Here is a 15,499-nt window from a genome sequence, read left to right on the forward strand (position 1 = left end):
TATTTATCCGTGATTATTGGAGTTATGGATGGGTCAAAACACACTGTCTGATATACATGCATCTCTGGGAGCTCGTCTGGTACAGGCCGACGGAGTAACTCTTCCCGAGAAATACACAAGCGTAGAGCAGGAATACGAAACCGCGCATCATCACGCGGCATTCTTCGGCATTTCCCATTTCGGAAAACTGCGGCTTACGGGAAAGGATTCACTCGATCTCCTGAACAGGATCTCGACGAACGACCTGATGGGTCTCCGCCCGGGAATGGGCAAACCAACTTTTCTTGCGACAGAGAAGGGGCGCATCGTGGATCTCTGCACTGTCTATGCTCAGCAGGGGAGCCTTCTTCTTCTCACAAGTCCTTCGAATTCGGAGAACGTCAGGAAGTGGATCGAGAAATTCATCATCTCGGAAGACGTGAAGGTCGAGGATGTCACGCATTATTTCCCGATGCTGTTCGTGGGTGGAGTTGAAGCGGCGAATTTTCTTACGCATCTCGCGCATTCCAGCTACAAACAGTTTCTCGATGTGAGCAAGATGCCGCGCCACAATTTCATCAGAACTTTTCTCGGCACGCATGAAGTCCTGCTTTCGAGGACCAACCTCGCGATGGGAAACGGCTACATCATTCTTGTGAATCCGGATGACATCGGCAAAGTGTGGACTTCGTTCGTGGAGAACTCGAAATCGTTCGGCGCCGCTCCTGCAGGACTGGAAACATTTGAGATTCTGAGGATCGAAAACGGAACCCCGTTCTATCCGTATGAGCTCAACGAGGAACATAATCCACTTGAAGTGAACCTGCTCGACGCTGTGAGTGACAACAAAGGATGTTATGTCGGACAGGAAGTCATCGCTCGACTCCAGACATACGATAAAGTCAGGAAGAGGCTGGTCGGTCTCGTCTCGACGTCGAATATGCCGCGCGGCTCGAAGGTCTACGAACCGCACGTCAATACTTCGGGCATGGAATCAGAGATCGGAATTATTACCAGCTCAGCCAGATCTCCGGGAACCGGTAAGGAAATTGCCCTGGCTTATGTCTCAATGCAACAGGTGATTCCCGGTTCACGGTACTCGGTGAAAATCGGCGGGAAGGATGTTGAAGCCGTCTTGTCGACACTCCCGTTTGCAATTTGATGTCCAGATTAATCGAAACTTCGTCCAAAGCCGGTTTTCGGAAATTGAAAATTTACGTCCGGAACAGCTCAAGAAGATTTGATATTGTTTCCAATCCGCGGTCAGGGAGAGATTTCAAATAGAAGATGGAACAGCTGAAAGTATCGTCCGGGCTCGACAAAGCAGCGATGTATCATGAACTCCTTCCCCAGTTGAAATCGCTCGTCGAAGGCGAGGCAGACTCGACGGCGAATCTTGCCAACCTATCGGCCGCGCTTAAACAGTCGCTCCCCTACGCCTCGTGGGTCGGCTTCTATATTCTACGAGACGGTGAATTGGTAGTCGGACCGTTCCAGGGAAAAGTCGCATGTACAAGAATAAAACTGGGTCACGGTGTGTGCGGGACATCCGCCTCGCGCGGGGAAACTCTGATCGTCCCGAACGTAAATGATTTTCCGGGGCACATTTTCTGTGACCCGGATTCGAAGAGCGAGATAGTCGTTCCGATCTTGAAGGACGGGAAAACAATCGGCGTTCTCGACATAGATAGTTCGACTTATGATTCGTTCGACCCGGTAGATGCTGAAAATCTGGAAACAATAGCGGAGCTTGTGGCAAAGGTAATTGATGGCAGTTAAGCGTAAGGTGCCCGGGGGGCGTAGGGTCGCTCTCATCACGGGTAGCGGGAGAAGATTGGGACGACAGTCCGCATTAGCCCTTGCGAGGGACGGATGGGACATAGTTGTCAATTACGCGCATTCCAGGAAGGAAGCCATGCAGTGCGCGCGTGACATCGAGTCGCTCGGGGCTGAGGCGGTCCCGATAAAGGCGGATATTTCAGACTCGAAAGAAGTTGACGCGATGTTCGAGCAGTCGTACGAGCGGTTCGGGCGACTCGACCTCCTTGTCAACAACGCTGCCGTGTTCGCGCCTCCCAAAAAATTTCTTGAGATCACGGATGATCTCTGGGACTTCGTAATAACGACGAATCTGACCGGACAGTTTTACTGCGCGCGCGCCGCCGCAAGATATATGGAAGAACGCGGCGGAAAGATAATCAACTTCGCATCACTGGGTGGATTCCAGGCCTGGCCAGAGCATATCCCGTATAACGTAGCGAAAGCCGGAGTTGTGATGTTGACAAAGGCGCTCTCGAAAGCTCTCGCTCCTAAGATTACGGTAAACGCGATTGCCCCTGGCACTATTATAATTCCCGGCGAAGAGTCCAAAGAAATCCGACACATCGAAGAAAGCAAGATTCCGCTCAAGAGATATGGCACGGTCAAGGATATAACTTCTGTCCTCGTTTATCTGGCGAATGCCGACTACGTTACAGGGCAGGTAATCTCCATTGATGGCGGGAGAGCCGTGCTGTGAAAAAGCAATTCCTTATGAAAATTAACAAGAGGTAACTTCTGGCGAAAAAGGCTACTGCTTCCAAGGTTCACATTCCCGAGAAGGCATACAAGAACATCTCGTTCCTGAACAGTCCCGACGCGAGGATAATAAGAATTCTTTCCGAGTATCTCGAACCACTCTCACGGTTCAGGAGGCTGAGGATCTGGGACACCATAGTATTTTTCGGTTCCGCGCGAAATGTTCCGATGGCGAAGGCAAAGCGCACTCTGAGAGATGCCAGGGCAGCGCTGGCGCGAGCGGAACGAAGAAAGGCGAACCGCACTAAGCTGAAGCGGCTTCGAGAAAGTCTGCAAATGGCGGAAACAGGAGTAGAGATGGCCCGCTACTACGAAGACGCCGTGAAGCTGAGCGCTCTACTTACGCGGTGGTCGAAGAAACTCGGCAAGAAGGGCGAAAAGAGATTTGTTATTTGCTCAGGCGGTGGGCCCGGCATCATGCAGGCAGCAAACAAAGGAGCAATCTCGGCGGGTGGACTCTCGATAGGACTCAACATCAGCCTGCCCCACGAGCAATTTCCTAATCCATATTTATCATCCAATCTTGATTTCGAGTTCCACTATTTCTTCATGCGAAAATTCTGGTTCGCTTATCTTGCGAAGGCGCTGGTCGTCTTTCCTGGCGGATTCGGTACGCTCGACGAGCTTATGGAGGTGCTGACACTTCTCCAGACAGATAAAATCAGGAAGAAAATGACCGTCCTGATCTACGGTTCGCGCTACTGGAAAAAAATCCTGAATTTCGAAGAGCTCGTGAAAGCCGGCGCGATCCAGCAGTCCGACCTGAAATTATTTTCGTTCGCCGACGACCCTGAGTCGGCGTTCAAGTTCCTAACGCGGGAACTCAAAAAGAATTATGACTTGTCCTGAAAGGATCTGAGAGATGAGACTTGAAACAGACTCCAAGTTCCGCGCTTTGATGAGGCTGCTCGACGATGAAGACCCGCAGGTCTCGGCGGCCGTTGAAAAGGAGCTTCTTGATGGCGGTGACGAGATTGTCCATCTCCTGGAAAGTGAGAAGGACAATGCCGAGGAACATATCAGGAAGAGGATTGACAGACTCATCTCGAAAATTTACATCGAGAAACTCCAGAAGGATTACGACTCGCTTCTCGATTTTGCATCGCATCCGGATTTCTCTCTCGAGCGGGCGCTTTTCCTACTCGCGAGACCTCTTTATCCAAAAGTCGATTTCGCCGACTCTCAAGCGCAACTGAACGAGCTTGCAAACGTGCTCAGGAAAAGGATCGCGGGCAAGGAAGATCCGTACGACATTGTTCAACTTGTCAACGACTTTTTCCTGAACGAAATGGGGTTTGCGGGAAATTCCAAAGATTATTACAATCCTGACAACAGCATTCTGCACAGAGTGCTTGAGACGCGGCGGGGAATTCCGATTTCCCTCGGTATTGTCTACCTGCTCGTCAGCAAAAGGCTGAATCTTCCCGTGTATGGTGTCGGCGCTCCCGCGCATTTTCTTGTGAAATTTGTCCTTGAAGGGAAAGAAATTTATGTCGATGTTTTCAACGGCGGCAGGATCATGTCCCGTAAGGACGCGGAGGAATTCATAAGCGATATGGGATTTTCATTTGAGCCGCGGTTCTTGAAGAACTCTTCGGATATTGAGATGCTCGCGCGCATGTGCCGCAACATGGCGCGTGCGTTCACGGCTGCAGATGAACAGCCGAAGGCGAATGTGCTGATGGAGTTGTCGATCGAACTCGAGAGACTTATAGCGCTTTGAAGATCTACACCAGGACGGGTGACGAAGGGGAGACGAGCTTGTTCGGAGGCAAGCGTGTGGGAAAGGATGTCCCCCGGATAGAGGCATACGGCACAGTCGACGAACTCAATTCAGTGATCGGAATCGCCCGTTCTTTCAACAAAAACCGAAAGATCGATAAGCTGCTCGGGATGATTCAGAATCAACTCTTCGTGCTTGGAGCAGACCTCGCTACTCCGTCGGATGTGACGAGCACTGCGGTACATAGGATCGGGGAAAACGAAGTACGGTTGCTCGAAGAGACCATAGACGAACTCGACGTGAAACTTGAGCCGCTCAAGACCTTCATCCTGCCGGGCGGATCGAAGACTTCAGCCATTCTTCACTTTTCACGGACAGTTTGCCGGAGAGCCGAGCGAAAAGTAGCTCCATTGAAAGGCAATGGAGAAGTCTCCCGAGAGACGCTTGTATATCTCAACCGCCTTTCGGATCTCCTCTTCGTTCTTGCACGATTTGCAAATAAGAGCGACGAGGTCAAAGAAATTCCCTGGAATCCGCGGCGTGACTCCGGCCGCAATAAATGACATTCCTTAATCCACTCGTCCTCGCCGGACTTGTAGCAGCCGGCATCCCGATACTCATTCACCTACTGCAGCTCAAGAAGCTTCGCAAGGTAGAGTTCTCTTCTGTGAGATTCCTGAAAGAGATTCAGCATGCTTCTGCAAGGCGTGTCAAACTCAGAGATTATCTCCTCTTGATCCTCAGGTCTCTCGCGGTTGCGTCGCTAGTACTTGCTTTTGCCAGGCCGGCGTTGAAGGGCTTCACAGCGGGGAACGGAAAAACTTCGGCCGAAATAATAGTTGATGATTCACCATCCACCTCCGCACGAAACGAATACGGAGAAATATCATCTCAGATCAGGAGCACGGCGGTAAATCTCGCATCAAGTTTCCACTCCGGCGACGATGTCGGCCTCATGTTTACCTCCGGCGCGATGGACTCCGTTCCACTTCAGTCCGTCGAAAGTTCGCGAGCGTTAGTGGCTCAAATTTCCAGGTCGGTTCCGTCGAACGTGAGCAACAGTTATACATCGGCGATCATTGCAGCCTTGTCGAAGCTCTCCGCATCGAATTCGCTTAATAAGGAGATTTACCTGGTTGGCGATCTTCAAAGAACTGAATTTGCGAAACTGGCCGGTGGGATCAACGCACCTCTGACAAGAATATTTTTCCTGAAGACTGAAGAAAGTCCGAATGACAATTTATCGGTGCGCGACGTCAAACTTGTTGATCCTGTAGTCGAGGTAAATGCTCCGTCTGTCGTTCAGGCGACAGTAACGAATAATGATGGCACGGACAAGAGCGCAGTGCTCGTAAGTCTGTATCTGGACGGAAGGAAAGTGTCTCAGTCCGTCGTCGACTTGCCGGCGGGCGCCTCGCGTGGAGTCAACCTTGCGTACACGCTGACTTCAAGCGGATATCATTCAGGATACGTCGCGGTAGACGATAATTCTATCCAGACCGACAATACATATTACTTCTCAATATTCGCAATAAGGAAATTAAATGTGCTGATCGTTAGTGCCGATTCGTCGGCAGGTGACGATTTCGTGTCGACGGCAGCAAGGGCTCTCGTGGACAGTTCAACCTCCGTCGAGCTGAAAACAGTGAAGCCCGGTCAGTTCATTTACACCGACCTTTCAGGGATCGATGCCATCGTTGTCGAGTCATACGCCCCGGGCCAGGATTTTCAGTCAAAGTTGATTCATTATGTCCGGGCAGGAGGAGGGCTTGCCCTGTTCGGGCCGTCCGCGCCGCAGCTGAGTTTTTTCAGGGACCTGCTCTCACAGCTGAACACCGGCAGTGTGTCGGGGGTCTTCTCGAGCCCCGTCGGAAATTTTAGGAGCGTCGATAAGATAGACGTTGCGGACCAGTTCTTCGCCGGAATATTTAGTTCTGCCGGGAATGTCGACGAGATAAAAGCTCATCTCGTTACAAAGATCTTCAGCGGCGTCAACATCCAGCCGAATCCTTTCGCTCACGTTCTCATGAGCGCATCGGAAATGCCATTCCTGATTAGCCGCGACGTCGGGAGCGGTTTCGTTTTCGTCATTGCATCAGAGGCTGATACTTCGGCTTCTAACCTTCCACTCTCTCCCTTCTTCCCCGTGATTATGCAGCGCGCACTATTCTTTTCGTCCGCAATCAGCCATAATCCCCTGCGTGCTTTCGCGGGCGGAAGGGAGTCTTATACTTACACGGTCGGCGGGATCAAAAGTGCGTCGCTCATTTCACCCGTAGGGGAAAGGACCGACATGGTCCCGCAATACTTGGGTGGAGCCGCCCGGTTCACATTTCCCAGACTTGAACGACTGGGTACTTATCTCCTCGCAGGCAATGATACGCTTACGGAGCTTTCAGTCAACGTGGATCCGAGGGAATCCGATCTCGTGCAGGCATCCTCCGAACAGATTCTTGATTTCGCGAAGGCGCTCGGCTTTTCAGAGAAGAATGTGTTCGTTGTGGACGCCGACAAGAACGCTGTTCAAAGTATAGAAAGACTTCGGCGCGGGATGGATCTTTCTTCCTTCTTCGCCGGTGCCGCGCTGTTGTTTCTGGTTCTCGAAATTGTGGTTTCAAGAATGAAGACTTTTTGAAGGAACTGATTAAATTAATGCGTGTTTGGGAAAAAGGAAGGTGCGATAAATTAGTTTGATTGAGACGAACGGAAAGAATGAGCGAGCGCTTGTCGTCGGGGTGGCATTCAAGAACTCGGAGCGCGGTCAGGTCGACGAGTATCTCGACGAACTGATTCTTCTTGCGGACACAGCGGGTGCCAAGGTCGTCCGGAAGGTTGTCCAGGAGCGCCAATCGCCCGACCCAGCACATTTCATCGGTAAGGGAAAAGCTGAAGAGATCAGACAAATGTGCGGGTCTGAAAACATCGATCTTGTCATATTCGATGAGGATCTCACCGGAGTTCAAATAAGAAATCTCGAGAACACGATCGACCGCCGAGTCCTCGACCGCAGCGGCTTGATACTCGATATATTCGGCCTGCGTGCAAGAACAAGGGAAGCCAAACTGCAGGTTGAGATGGCACAGCTTAAATACAACATGTCGAGACTGGCGGGCCAGTGGCTTCACTTTTCGAAACAATATGGAGTCATCGGCACGAGGGGGCCGGGCGAGAAACAGATCGAAGTCGACAGGCGAATCATCAAGAAACGCATCTCGACACTCAAGCAAAAACTGGATGCTATCTCGGATCAACGCGATCTCCGCCGCGCGAGGAGAAACGAGTTGCCGAAATTTGCACTTGTCGGTTACACCAACGCGGGGAAATCGACGCTGATGACAGCGCTCAGCGGCGCTGAGACTTTCGTGGAAAACAGGCTCTTTGCAACTCTGGACACTTTCACGAGGAAGACTTTTCTCACGAACTCAATCCGGTGTCTGCTTGTGGATACCGTCGGATTCATCAGAAAACTTCCGCCCGATCTGGTAGCGTCGTTCAAGTCGACTCTCGAAGAGGTCGCGTTCGCCGATTATGTAATTCACGTCGTTGATGTATCGGCGCCCTCTTTTCGTGAGCAGATAGAGGTGGTTATCGATACACTGCGCCAGCTTGGATGCGGCGACAAACCGTCCATCCTGGTTTTTAACAAGATAGACCGGGTACCGAATTTTGGAGTCGTCAGAAGCGTGCTGAACGAATACAAAGAGAACTCTGTAGCGATTTCCGCCGAGCGACGTATCAACATCAATGAACTCAAAGAAGAAATGCTTCACATCATGGGCTCCGACGTCGTCGAGAAATCCTTCAGGATAAGGCCCACGCAATCCGACAAGCTCGCGAAAATTCTTTCTGTTGCCGAGCTTGTGGAGTCATCCGATACTCCCGGCGAGAGCGCCGAAAGTCTTCATCTTAAAGTAAGGATGCGCAAGAAAGACTGGGAGAAATTGAAGCGAGATATCCATACCAACGGGACCCGGGCAAAGCATGCGACCGGCTCCTCGGGGAGTTAGAAAATGAACGTATTTGACAAGACCCTTTATCACCAGATCCATCCGTTCAAAATGGTAAGCGATGTCGTGACGGCATTCACCGCGGTGTATTTGTTCTGGCTCCACCTGATTGTTGCGGGACTCATCGTCGCATTCGTCCCCTCTCTCACAATTTCATTCTTCATGATCAGGACAATGGATTTTGAAAAGCAGAAGGATTCCTCGTTCGGCCGTTACGTCAAGCGATACATGGGGCGCGGTAGCGACACCGCTCGCTCGATAGGATTTCTCATAATGCTCGCCGGAGGATGGTTCCAGATGTTCTGGATTATTGTTCTGGGGTTCCTCGTAATAATCTCCGCGTGGGTAAACGGGTTAGTGTACAAAAGGGAAATGGCCTCAGGTGTCCAGGTCCGAAAGGAGAGGCACTAGCCGGCCAATAGATCCCATCACTAGATCTGTCTCGATGTCCTTAACCTAGATTTCCCGTCATCTTAAAGTCAGCTTCACAGAACCTTAATACATCAGCCCTATCTTGATTTATCGGGGTAAGGAAAGGCGCTGCTGCAAAAAAGGCCTCCACAAGACCAAACCATCCAAGCCACAGTTCAAAGTGAGCGGCGCCTTTTTTTCCCTCTCTGGACGCCCTCCCGGAAATACAGAATACGCTTGTTTCCCACGCAACTGGTTTTCCAACTGAGATGGTTACAGGTTCAGAACCCGAAGGACGATGAATGCCGATCGCCCGACTGCTCATGTCTACTTCCGTGCCGCTAATCGTTGGGGAATTTGTCACAAAGCATTTAAGTTAAATCGAAAAGTGGATGGATGTGGAATGAAAAATGTTTTCTTTTTTTTGATCGTCCTACTTGCTCTTGCCATTTCCAGCAGACCCTCGGATGCGCGAGAGGGGTACAGACTTTGGCTGAGATACGATCTGGTTTCAAATCCGAAAATGTTGCATCAATACAGAGCGACGATAAAGTCGTGGATGGTGGAAGGCAATTCGCCGACAATGGATGTTGCTAATGACGAATTGAAGTCCGCCCTCGAAGGTTTACTTGGTCAAGAAATCCCGACGACAAAAGGACCGATCACAAACGGCGAATTGATCGTCGGAAAGTACAAAGTCTCAACCCTCATTTCTGATGTTCGCATAGCAGACAAGATAGCGAAGATCGGACCTGAAGGTTTCATAATTCTCTCATCGAAGATCAGCGGAAAAAGTGTAACCGTAATTACGGCGAACAGCGACATCGGTGTGCTCTACGGTACTTTCCACTTTTTGAGATTGCTTCAGACTGAACAGGATATCTCCAATCTCGACATTATCTCGCAACCGAAAATCAAATTGAGAATCCTGGACCATTGGGATAACCTGAACGGAACCGTTGAAAGAGGTTATGCCGGGTTTTCGATCTGGGACTGGCACACACTTCCGATCTTTATAAAGCAGCGATACATCGATTACGCGAGAGCCGACGCTTCTATAGGAATAAACGGCGCGGTCTTGAACAACGTGAACGCCGACCCGCTCATTCTCACGAAACAATATCTCGTGAAAGTTGCTGCACTGGCAGATGTCTTCCGTCCGTACGGCATCAAGGTATATCTGTGTGCTAACTTTGACGCGCCGATACTTCTTGGGAAACTCAAGAGTGCGGACCCGAGCGACTCCTTGGTGCAAAGATGGTGGAACGATAAGGCGAAAGAAATATATTCGTTCATTCCCGATTTCGGCGGGTTTCTGGTAAAGGCGAATTCCGAAGGCCAGCCGGGACCGGAAGATTACGGGCGGACGCAGGCGGACGGTGCGAACCTCCTCGCGTCGGCAGTGAAGCCTTATGGCGGAATCGTGATGTGGAGGGCGTTCGTTTATTCTTACGACGCAAAGGATCGCGCCCGGCAGGCATATGAGATATTTAAACCGCTTGACGGCAAATTTGCGGACAACGTTCTTCTCCAGATAAAGAACGGCCCGCTCGACTTTCAGCCTCGTGAACCGTTCAGCCCGTTGTTCGGCGCAATGCCCGCGACAAATCTTATGATGGAGTTCCAAATCACGATGGAATACCTCGGCCAGGGCACGAGCACCGTTTATCTCGCGCCGCTTTTCAAGGAAACGTTAATGTCGGACACTTATGCGAGAGGAAAGGGATCGACTGTGGCAAGCGTCGTCGACGGGTCTATGGACGGACATTCGCTGACAGGCATCGCAGGAGTCTCAAATATTGGAGCCGACAGAAATTGGACCGGCAACATTTTCGGGCAGTCAAGCTGGTACGCGTTCGGACGTCTCGCCTGGGACCATGACCTGACATCCCAACAAATCGCTGAAGAATGGATCAGGATGACGTTCTCAAATGAAAGCGAGCTCGTTAACTCGATCGAAGGTATCATGATGCAATCCAGGGAAGACGTTGTAAATTACATGGACCCGCTGGGGCTCAACATGATCTTCGGATACGATAATCACTACGGACCGGGACCGTGGATAGATTATTCTCCTCATCCGGATTGGAATTCGACATACTATCACAGGGCTGACAGCATGGGCGTCGGATTCGACCGCACTCTATCGGGGAGCAATGAGGTGTCGCAATACAATATTCTGCTGAGAGATGAATTCGGTTCTCCTGACAAATGCCCGCTCCAATTTCTACTCTGGTTTAATCATGTCGCGTGGAATTACAGGATGAAATCCGGAAACACTCTGTGGAATGAGATCTGTAGATATTATTACGCAGGGGTCGACAGTACGCGGTCGATTTTAAATACCTGGAATTCACTGAAGGGAAGGATCGATTACGAGGAGTGGCACGATGAGCAGATGCTCCTCGAGATACAGGTTAACGATGCCCTCTGGTGGAGGAATGCGTGTGTTCTTTACTTCCAGACATTTTCCCATCTCCCCTTACTTGACGATCTCGAAAAACCCGACAAGACTCTCGGGTACTATGAGAGCCTTAAGTTTCCATACGCGCCCGGAACCTGGTAGAGAAAACCAAAAGCGACCACATTTCGGTTCTTGATCGACCGAATACCGGAACAAATCTTTTTTGCACGCGTAATTTGAATATGTGGGCTGTCGAGATTCTAAGAGATCATCCATAAAGAACCCATTAGGCGCATTTTTCTTACTTGTTCGAATGGAAACGTCGCCGGTGTTTGCTTCAATACTTGTCAGGGCTGAACTAAGTTAAAGGGAGGTTGCAATGAAATCGGGATTTCTAACCGCTTTTCTGGCCGGGCTGCTTTATTTGTCTCTTGTGGGATCCTCCGGGAATGCCATGGCAGATGACACTCACCGCCTTTACAACCTGTGCAGAGATTGGAAATTCGAGTTAGGCGACAACCAACGCTGGGCTGATCCGAAATTTGATGACAGCCGGTGGTCGGAGATTGAAGTCCCATCAAGCTGGGAAGAAGAAGGATATCCGGGGTACGATGGGTACGCGTGGTACCGTATACATTTTACGGCCTTAAGTGATTGGGAATCGAACGACTTATTTCTCGACCTCGGCGCGGTCGACGACGTTGATGAAACATATTTGAACGGACAGTTGATAGGTACAATGGGGGGCTTTCCTCCCAATTATTCAACCGCTTATAATTTTTCCCGTCATTACCCAATTCCTTATGACTTGCTCAGACCGAACGGCGACAACGTTATTGCTGTTCGCGTTTATGACAATCAGGGATCGGGCGGCATCATAAGCGGACGCATCGGCATATATGAAAATCGTTATTCTGTCGATTCAGACCTCAGGTTACCTGCTGTTTGGAAATTCAAAACCGGAGACGAAGCTGAGTGGAAGGAAGAGTCTTATGACGACAAAGACTGGAAGAATGTCCGCGTCCCTGCATATTGGGAAACGCAGGGCTTCAGGGACTACGATGGCTATGCATGGTACCGCGTTAAGTTCAAGGTCCCATCGAGTTTCTCCGAGCAGGATTTAATCGCGCTCGTCGGAAAAATTGATGACTTTGATGAAACGTATCTCAATGGCGTGCGGATTGGTCATACAGGGTACATGCCCACGACACCGGTTCGGCGAACTGACTCCGACGAGTACACGCAGCTGCGGGCTTACATGATCCCATCGGGAGTGGTGCACTTCGATAAGGACAATGTACTTGCGGTTCGGGTATATGATTGCTGGCAGGGCGGAGGTTTATATGAGGGACCAATCGGACTGGTCACAAGGCAGCACTACGCGAAGTACCATAGAGCAGTGAGAAATTTCGGCAGGTGGTTCGAGGACTTGATCGATAGAATTTTCAATTAAGGTTTTTGAGCGGTGTCCTTCGGCTTGAGCACGCCAAAAAGCGTGTTCGTGCCGGAGGGCTTCTGCGTTTTTCGCCCTTGTGCTGCAACTCCCTTCCCGGTTTTTGGGTGATGGACTATTTTGACGCTACTGAAATGTCCCATCGTTGAGTATTCTACGGCGTTCAAAAAAAAAGACAAATGTCATTCCCGAACGCTCCTATCGGGAATCCATGGTGAAGAACGGAGATAGATTCCCGCTGAGAGCACGTCCCTACGATCCGGCCGCCGATCCTGCGGTCGGACGGGAATGACAGTGAGAGAATTTGTCAATGTCACTTCCCTTTGAAAGTAGCCCACTACCGGTTTATTGTAGATTCCATTTCATCCATGAATTAAATTGCATCGTGATCAAGAATTTCATTTTCGACCTTAATCCGCGAGAGCACTAACAGAATGGCTGGAACGGGCAGGAAAATTATTACCCCTAGGAAGAAGAAGGTGGGACAAAAACCTTCGGATGGAAATCTATTCGAGAAGGAGTCGCTGAAGATAGTTGAGGAAGCTCTCGACTCAATCGAAAAAGGGTTCTCGGGCCTCCCGGTTGTTGCCACGCGGTCCGGAAAAGCCAAACGATTTCGGTCGACACTGATGCAAATCGCAGAGAGGATGAGAGACAACTATCCTTATTTCCATCCCTTATATGCCGGGCAAATGCTCAAGCCGCCGCATCCGATCGCAAGAGCTGCGTACATGCTTTCAATGTGGATCAACCCGAATAATCATGCTCTTGATGGCGGCCGCGCGAGTTCCCAAATGGAAAAAGAGGCGGTTGCTGAATTGGCGAACATGTTCGGCTGGAGTTCTCACGTCGGGCATCTGACCGGCGGTGGAACTATGGCCAATCTAGAAGCTCTCTGGGTCGCGGGACGGATAAACCCAGGCAAGAAGATCGTCGCTTCAGATCAGGCACACTATACACATTCAAGGATAAGCGGAGTTCTCGGGCTAAATTTTGAAACCATTCCGGCCGACAGCAAGGGGAGAATGGATATCGGGGCATTGAAGAAAGTCCTTGAAGGCGGAGATGTCGGGACTGTAGTCGCGACGATCGGCACAACTGCAGTCGGATCGGTCGATCCTCTTCCCGGAATTCTTGAATTGAAAGATCGATACGGATTCAGACTTCACGCCGACGCCGCGTACGGCGGCTATTTCATTCTTACAAGTAATCTCGAGCAAGATGCTGTCAATGCTTTTACGCGACTTCATGATGTCGACTCGATCGTCATCGACCCGCATAAGCACGGACTTCAGCCTTATGGGTGCGGCTGCGTCATTTTCAGGGACCCGACCGTGGCCCGGTTCTACAAGCACAATTCGCCTTATACTTATTTCACGTCAGCCGACCTCCATCTCGGAGAGATCAGCCTTGAATGCTCGAGAGCCGGCGCAAGTGCCGTCGCTTTGTGGGCGACCCAGAAATTTCTCCCGTTGAAACGAGGAGGAGAGTTCTCGAAGTCGCTCGAAGCGGGCCGAAGTGCCGCGCTGAATTTGTTTCAGAAACTTGACTCCGACAAAAGATTTATTACAGCGTTCCCGCCGGAACTTGACATAGTTGTCTGGGCACCTTTCGCGGAAAACACAGAGAAAATATCCGGACTCTCTCGTTCCGTGTTCAATGAAGCTGCGAAAAAAAGTCTACACATTGCCCTGGTGGATCTTCCAGCGAGTTTCTTCGATCTAGACGCGCTTGGTGTCAGGAAGGATGCGAATACTCTAACTTGCTTACGTTCGGTCCTTATGAAACCGGAACACGAGCAATGGATCGAAAGGATATGGAAGATCCTTGACAAGTCTATGGATATTGCTCTTTCCGGAAAATCGTGAAAGTTCGTGCGGAAGAAGCTCATCGGAATTATTTCGCGGAAATTATTACTTTCGGCTGTCATGAGCTTACTGACATTAGGACCACATTTCGTATTTTTATCCTGAGTTTTCTTACTCGGAGCGAGACCGGAAATGAATAGGAATAAATCTAAAGAAATTCAGAAGAAGTTTGCGGTCGGGTTATTGCAGATGTCGATAGACAAAAACCCTGATCAAAACCTGAGGAAAGCCGTTTCGTGGATTGGAAAAGCATCGAAGATGGGCGCCCAGGTAATTTGTCTTCCTGAACTCTTCAGGACAAGATATTTCTGCCAGTCAGAAGACATCACGAATTTCAAATTTGCGGAAGAGATTCCCGGTCCGTCGACCGCAGCGATATCGCGCGCGGCAAAGAAGGACAAGGTTGCCGTGATCGTCCCGCTGTTTGAAAAGCGTGCGATCGGTGTTTATCACAATTCTGCGGTTGTGATTGACGCGGACGGAAAAATCGCGGGACGTTACAGGAAGATGCATATTCCAGACGATCCGGCGTTCTATGAAAAGTTTTATTTTGCTCCGGGCGATCTCGGGTTTCAATCTTTTAAGACCAAATATGGAAACATCGGCACGCTCATTTGTTGGGACCAATGGTATCCCGAAGGGGCCCGCATCACGGCGCTTAAGGGCGCGAGCATACTATTCTATCCTACTGCGATCGGATGGCATCCTCGGGAAAAGGCGGAACACGGTAAGGCCCAATTCGAATCGTGGCAGATTATTCAGCGAGGTCACGCGGTCGCTAATGGTGTTTATGTCGCTGCGGTTAATCGTGTCGGACTCGAGAAGCCGGACGAAAAAAGTCCGGGCATAGAATTTTGGGGCCAATCGTTCGTGGCAGATCCACAAGGCGTTGTGATAGCTCAGGCGTCCGTCGATAAAGAGGAAATACTTATCGCGGAAATCAATCCGGATAGGATCGAATACATAAGGCAGAACTGGCCTTTCTTACGAGACAGGCGAACAGATGCGTACGATGGAATTAATGAGAGGTTTCTGGAGAAATGATGGTTCGCAAATTCGAATCTCAAAAGTCAAATA

13 protein-coding genes are annotated in these 15,499 nt (G+C 50.3%); all 13 read left to right on the forward strand.

Features of this window, described 5'->3' with window-relative positions; translation table 11 throughout:
- Positions 1 to 28 precede the first annotated feature (28 nt).
- The 13 genes from VIS48_12730 to VIS48_12790 all read left to right on the forward strand — a co-directional run bounded on the left by VIS48_12730 (position 29) and on the right by VIS48_12790 (position 15,466).
- Entirely contained in the window at positions 29 to 1,141 is a 1,113-nt protein-coding gene (locus tag VIS48_12730) for an aminomethyltransferase family protein (GenBank protein HEY9167014.1), read from the forward strand.
- Between the two features lie 125 nt (positions 1,142 to 1,266).
- Positions 1,267 to 1,758 carry a GAF domain-containing protein gene (locus tag VIS48_12735; GenBank protein ID HEY9167015.1) on the forward strand — a complete coding sequence of 164 codons (492 nt, stop codon included), beginning with the start codon at positions 1,267 to 1,269 and terminating at the stop codon, positions 1,756 to 1,758.
- On the forward strand, positions 1,748 to 2,497 hold the full coding sequence (locus tag VIS48_12740; GenBank protein HEY9167016.1) for an SDR family oxidoreductase: 750 nt from the start codon (positions 1,748 to 1,750) through the stop codon (positions 2,495 to 2,497). The genes VIS48_12735 and VIS48_12740 overlap by 11 nt, the downstream gene beginning before the upstream one ends.
- 227 nt (positions 2,498 to 2,724) lie before the next feature.
- Positions 2,725 to 3,405 (forward strand): TIGR00730 family Rossman fold protein, encoded by a 681-nt coding sequence (locus VIS48_12745; GenBank protein ID HEY9167017.1) that lies wholly within the window; start codon positions 2,725 to 2,727, stop codon positions 3,403 to 3,405.
- Positions 3,406 to 3,418: 13 nt separating this feature from the next.
- Positions 3,419 to 4,279 (forward strand): transglutaminase-like domain-containing protein, encoded by an 861-nt coding sequence (locus tag VIS48_12750; protein HEY9167018.1) that lies wholly within the window; start codon positions 3,419 to 3,421, stop codon positions 4,277 to 4,279.
- Positions 4,276 to 4,842 carry a cob(I)yrinic acid a,c-diamide adenosyltransferase gene (locus VIS48_12755; protein ID HEY9167019.1) on the forward strand — a complete coding sequence of 189 codons (567 nt, stop codon included), beginning with the start codon at positions 4,276 to 4,278 and terminating at the stop codon, positions 4,840 to 4,842. Before VIS48_12750 ends, VIS48_12755 begins: the two co-directional genes overlap by 4 nt.
- Complete coding sequence (locus VIS48_12760; GenBank protein ID HEY9167020.1) at positions 4,839 to 6,914, forward strand: BatA domain-containing protein; 2,076 nt, start codon at positions 4,839 to 4,841, stop codon at positions 6,912 to 6,914. Before VIS48_12755 ends, VIS48_12760 begins: the two co-directional genes overlap by 4 nt.
- Positions 6,915 to 6,969: 55 nt before the next feature.
- Entirely contained in the window at positions 6,970 to 8,286 is a 1,317-nt protein-coding gene (gene hflX / locus VIS48_12765; protein ID HEY9167021.1) for a GTPase HflX, read from the forward strand.
- A gap of 3 nt (positions 8,287 to 8,289) precedes the next feature.
- Entirely contained in the window at positions 8,290 to 8,697 is a 408-nt protein-coding gene (locus tag VIS48_12770) for a hypothetical protein (GenBank protein HEY9167022.1), read from the forward strand.
- A gap of 403 nt (positions 8,698 to 9,100) precedes the next feature.
- Positions 9,101 to 11,263, forward strand: coding sequence for an alpha-glucuronidase family glycosyl hydrolase (locus tag VIS48_12775; protein ID HEY9167023.1), 2,163 nt, complete (start codon positions 9,101 to 9,103; stop codon positions 11,261 to 11,263).
- Between the two features lie 217 nt (positions 11,264 to 11,480).
- The gene (locus VIS48_12780) at positions 11,481 to 12,554 is read left to right on the forward strand and encodes a beta galactosidase jelly roll domain-containing protein (GenBank protein ID HEY9167024.1); all 1,074 of its coding nucleotides are present in this window, start codon (positions 11,481 to 11,483) and stop codon (positions 12,552 to 12,554) included.
- Between the two features lie 479 nt (positions 12,555 to 13,033).
- On the forward strand, positions 13,034 to 14,422 hold the full coding sequence (locus tag VIS48_12785; GenBank protein ID HEY9167025.1) for an aminotransferase class V-fold PLP-dependent enzyme: 1,389 nt from the start codon (positions 13,034 to 13,036) through the stop codon (positions 14,420 to 14,422).
- A 132-nt stretch (positions 14,423 to 14,554) separates the two neighbouring features.
- Positions 14,555 to 15,466, forward strand: a complete 912-nt coding sequence (locus tag VIS48_12790) for a carbon-nitrogen hydrolase (protein ID HEY9167026.1) — start codon at positions 14,555 to 14,557, stop codon at positions 15,464 to 15,466.
- The last annotated feature ends 33 nt before the right edge of the window (positions 15,467 to 15,499 follow it).

This window comes from Candidatus Kryptoniota bacterium (genome assembly GCA_036567965.1).
In the GTDB taxonomy this organism is placed as follows: Bacteria; Bacteroidota; Ignavibacteria; order Kryptoniales; family JAKASW01; genus JAKASW01.

What these genes read in the sequence shown, in the direction of transcription:
- VIS48_12730 (HEY9167014.1), top strand. Translation starts at nt 29, where the DNA reads ATGGGTCAAAACACACTGTCTGATATACATGCATCTCTGGGAGCTCGT.
- VIS48_12735 (HEY9167015.1), top strand. Translation starts at nt 1,267, where the DNA reads ATGGAACAGCTGAAAGTATCGTCCGGGCTCGACAAAGCAGCGATGTAT.
- VIS48_12740 (HEY9167016.1), top strand. Translation starts at nt 1,748, where the DNA reads ATGGCAGTTAAGCGTAAGGTGCCCGGGGGGCGTAGGGTCGCTCTCATC.
- VIS48_12745 (HEY9167017.1), top strand. Translation starts at nt 2,725, where the DNA reads ATGGCGAAGGCAAAGCGCACTCTGAGAGATGCCAGGGCAGCGCTGGCG.
- VIS48_12750 (HEY9167018.1), top strand. Translation starts at nt 3,419, where the DNA reads ATGAGACTTGAAACAGACTCCAAGTTCCGCGCTTTGATGAGGCTGCTC.
- VIS48_12760 (HEY9167020.1), top strand. Translation starts at nt 4,839, where the DNA reads ATGACATTCCTTAATCCACTCGTCCTCGCCGGACTTGTAGCAGCCGGC.
- VIS48_12770 (HEY9167022.1), top strand. Translation starts at nt 8,290, where the DNA reads ATGAACGTATTTGACAAGACCCTTTATCACCAGATCCATCCGTTCAAA.
- VIS48_12775 (HEY9167023.1), top strand. Translation starts at nt 9,101, where the DNA reads ATGAAAAATGTTTTCTTTTTTTTGATCGTCCTACTTGCTCTTGCCATT.
- VIS48_12780 (HEY9167024.1), top strand. Translation starts at nt 11,481, where the DNA reads ATGAAATCGGGATTTCTAACCGCTTTTCTGGCCGGGCTGCTTTATTTG.
- VIS48_12790 (HEY9167026.1), top strand. Translation starts at nt 14,555, where the DNA reads ATGAATAGGAATAAATCTAAAGAAATTCAGAAGAAGTTTGCGGTCGGG.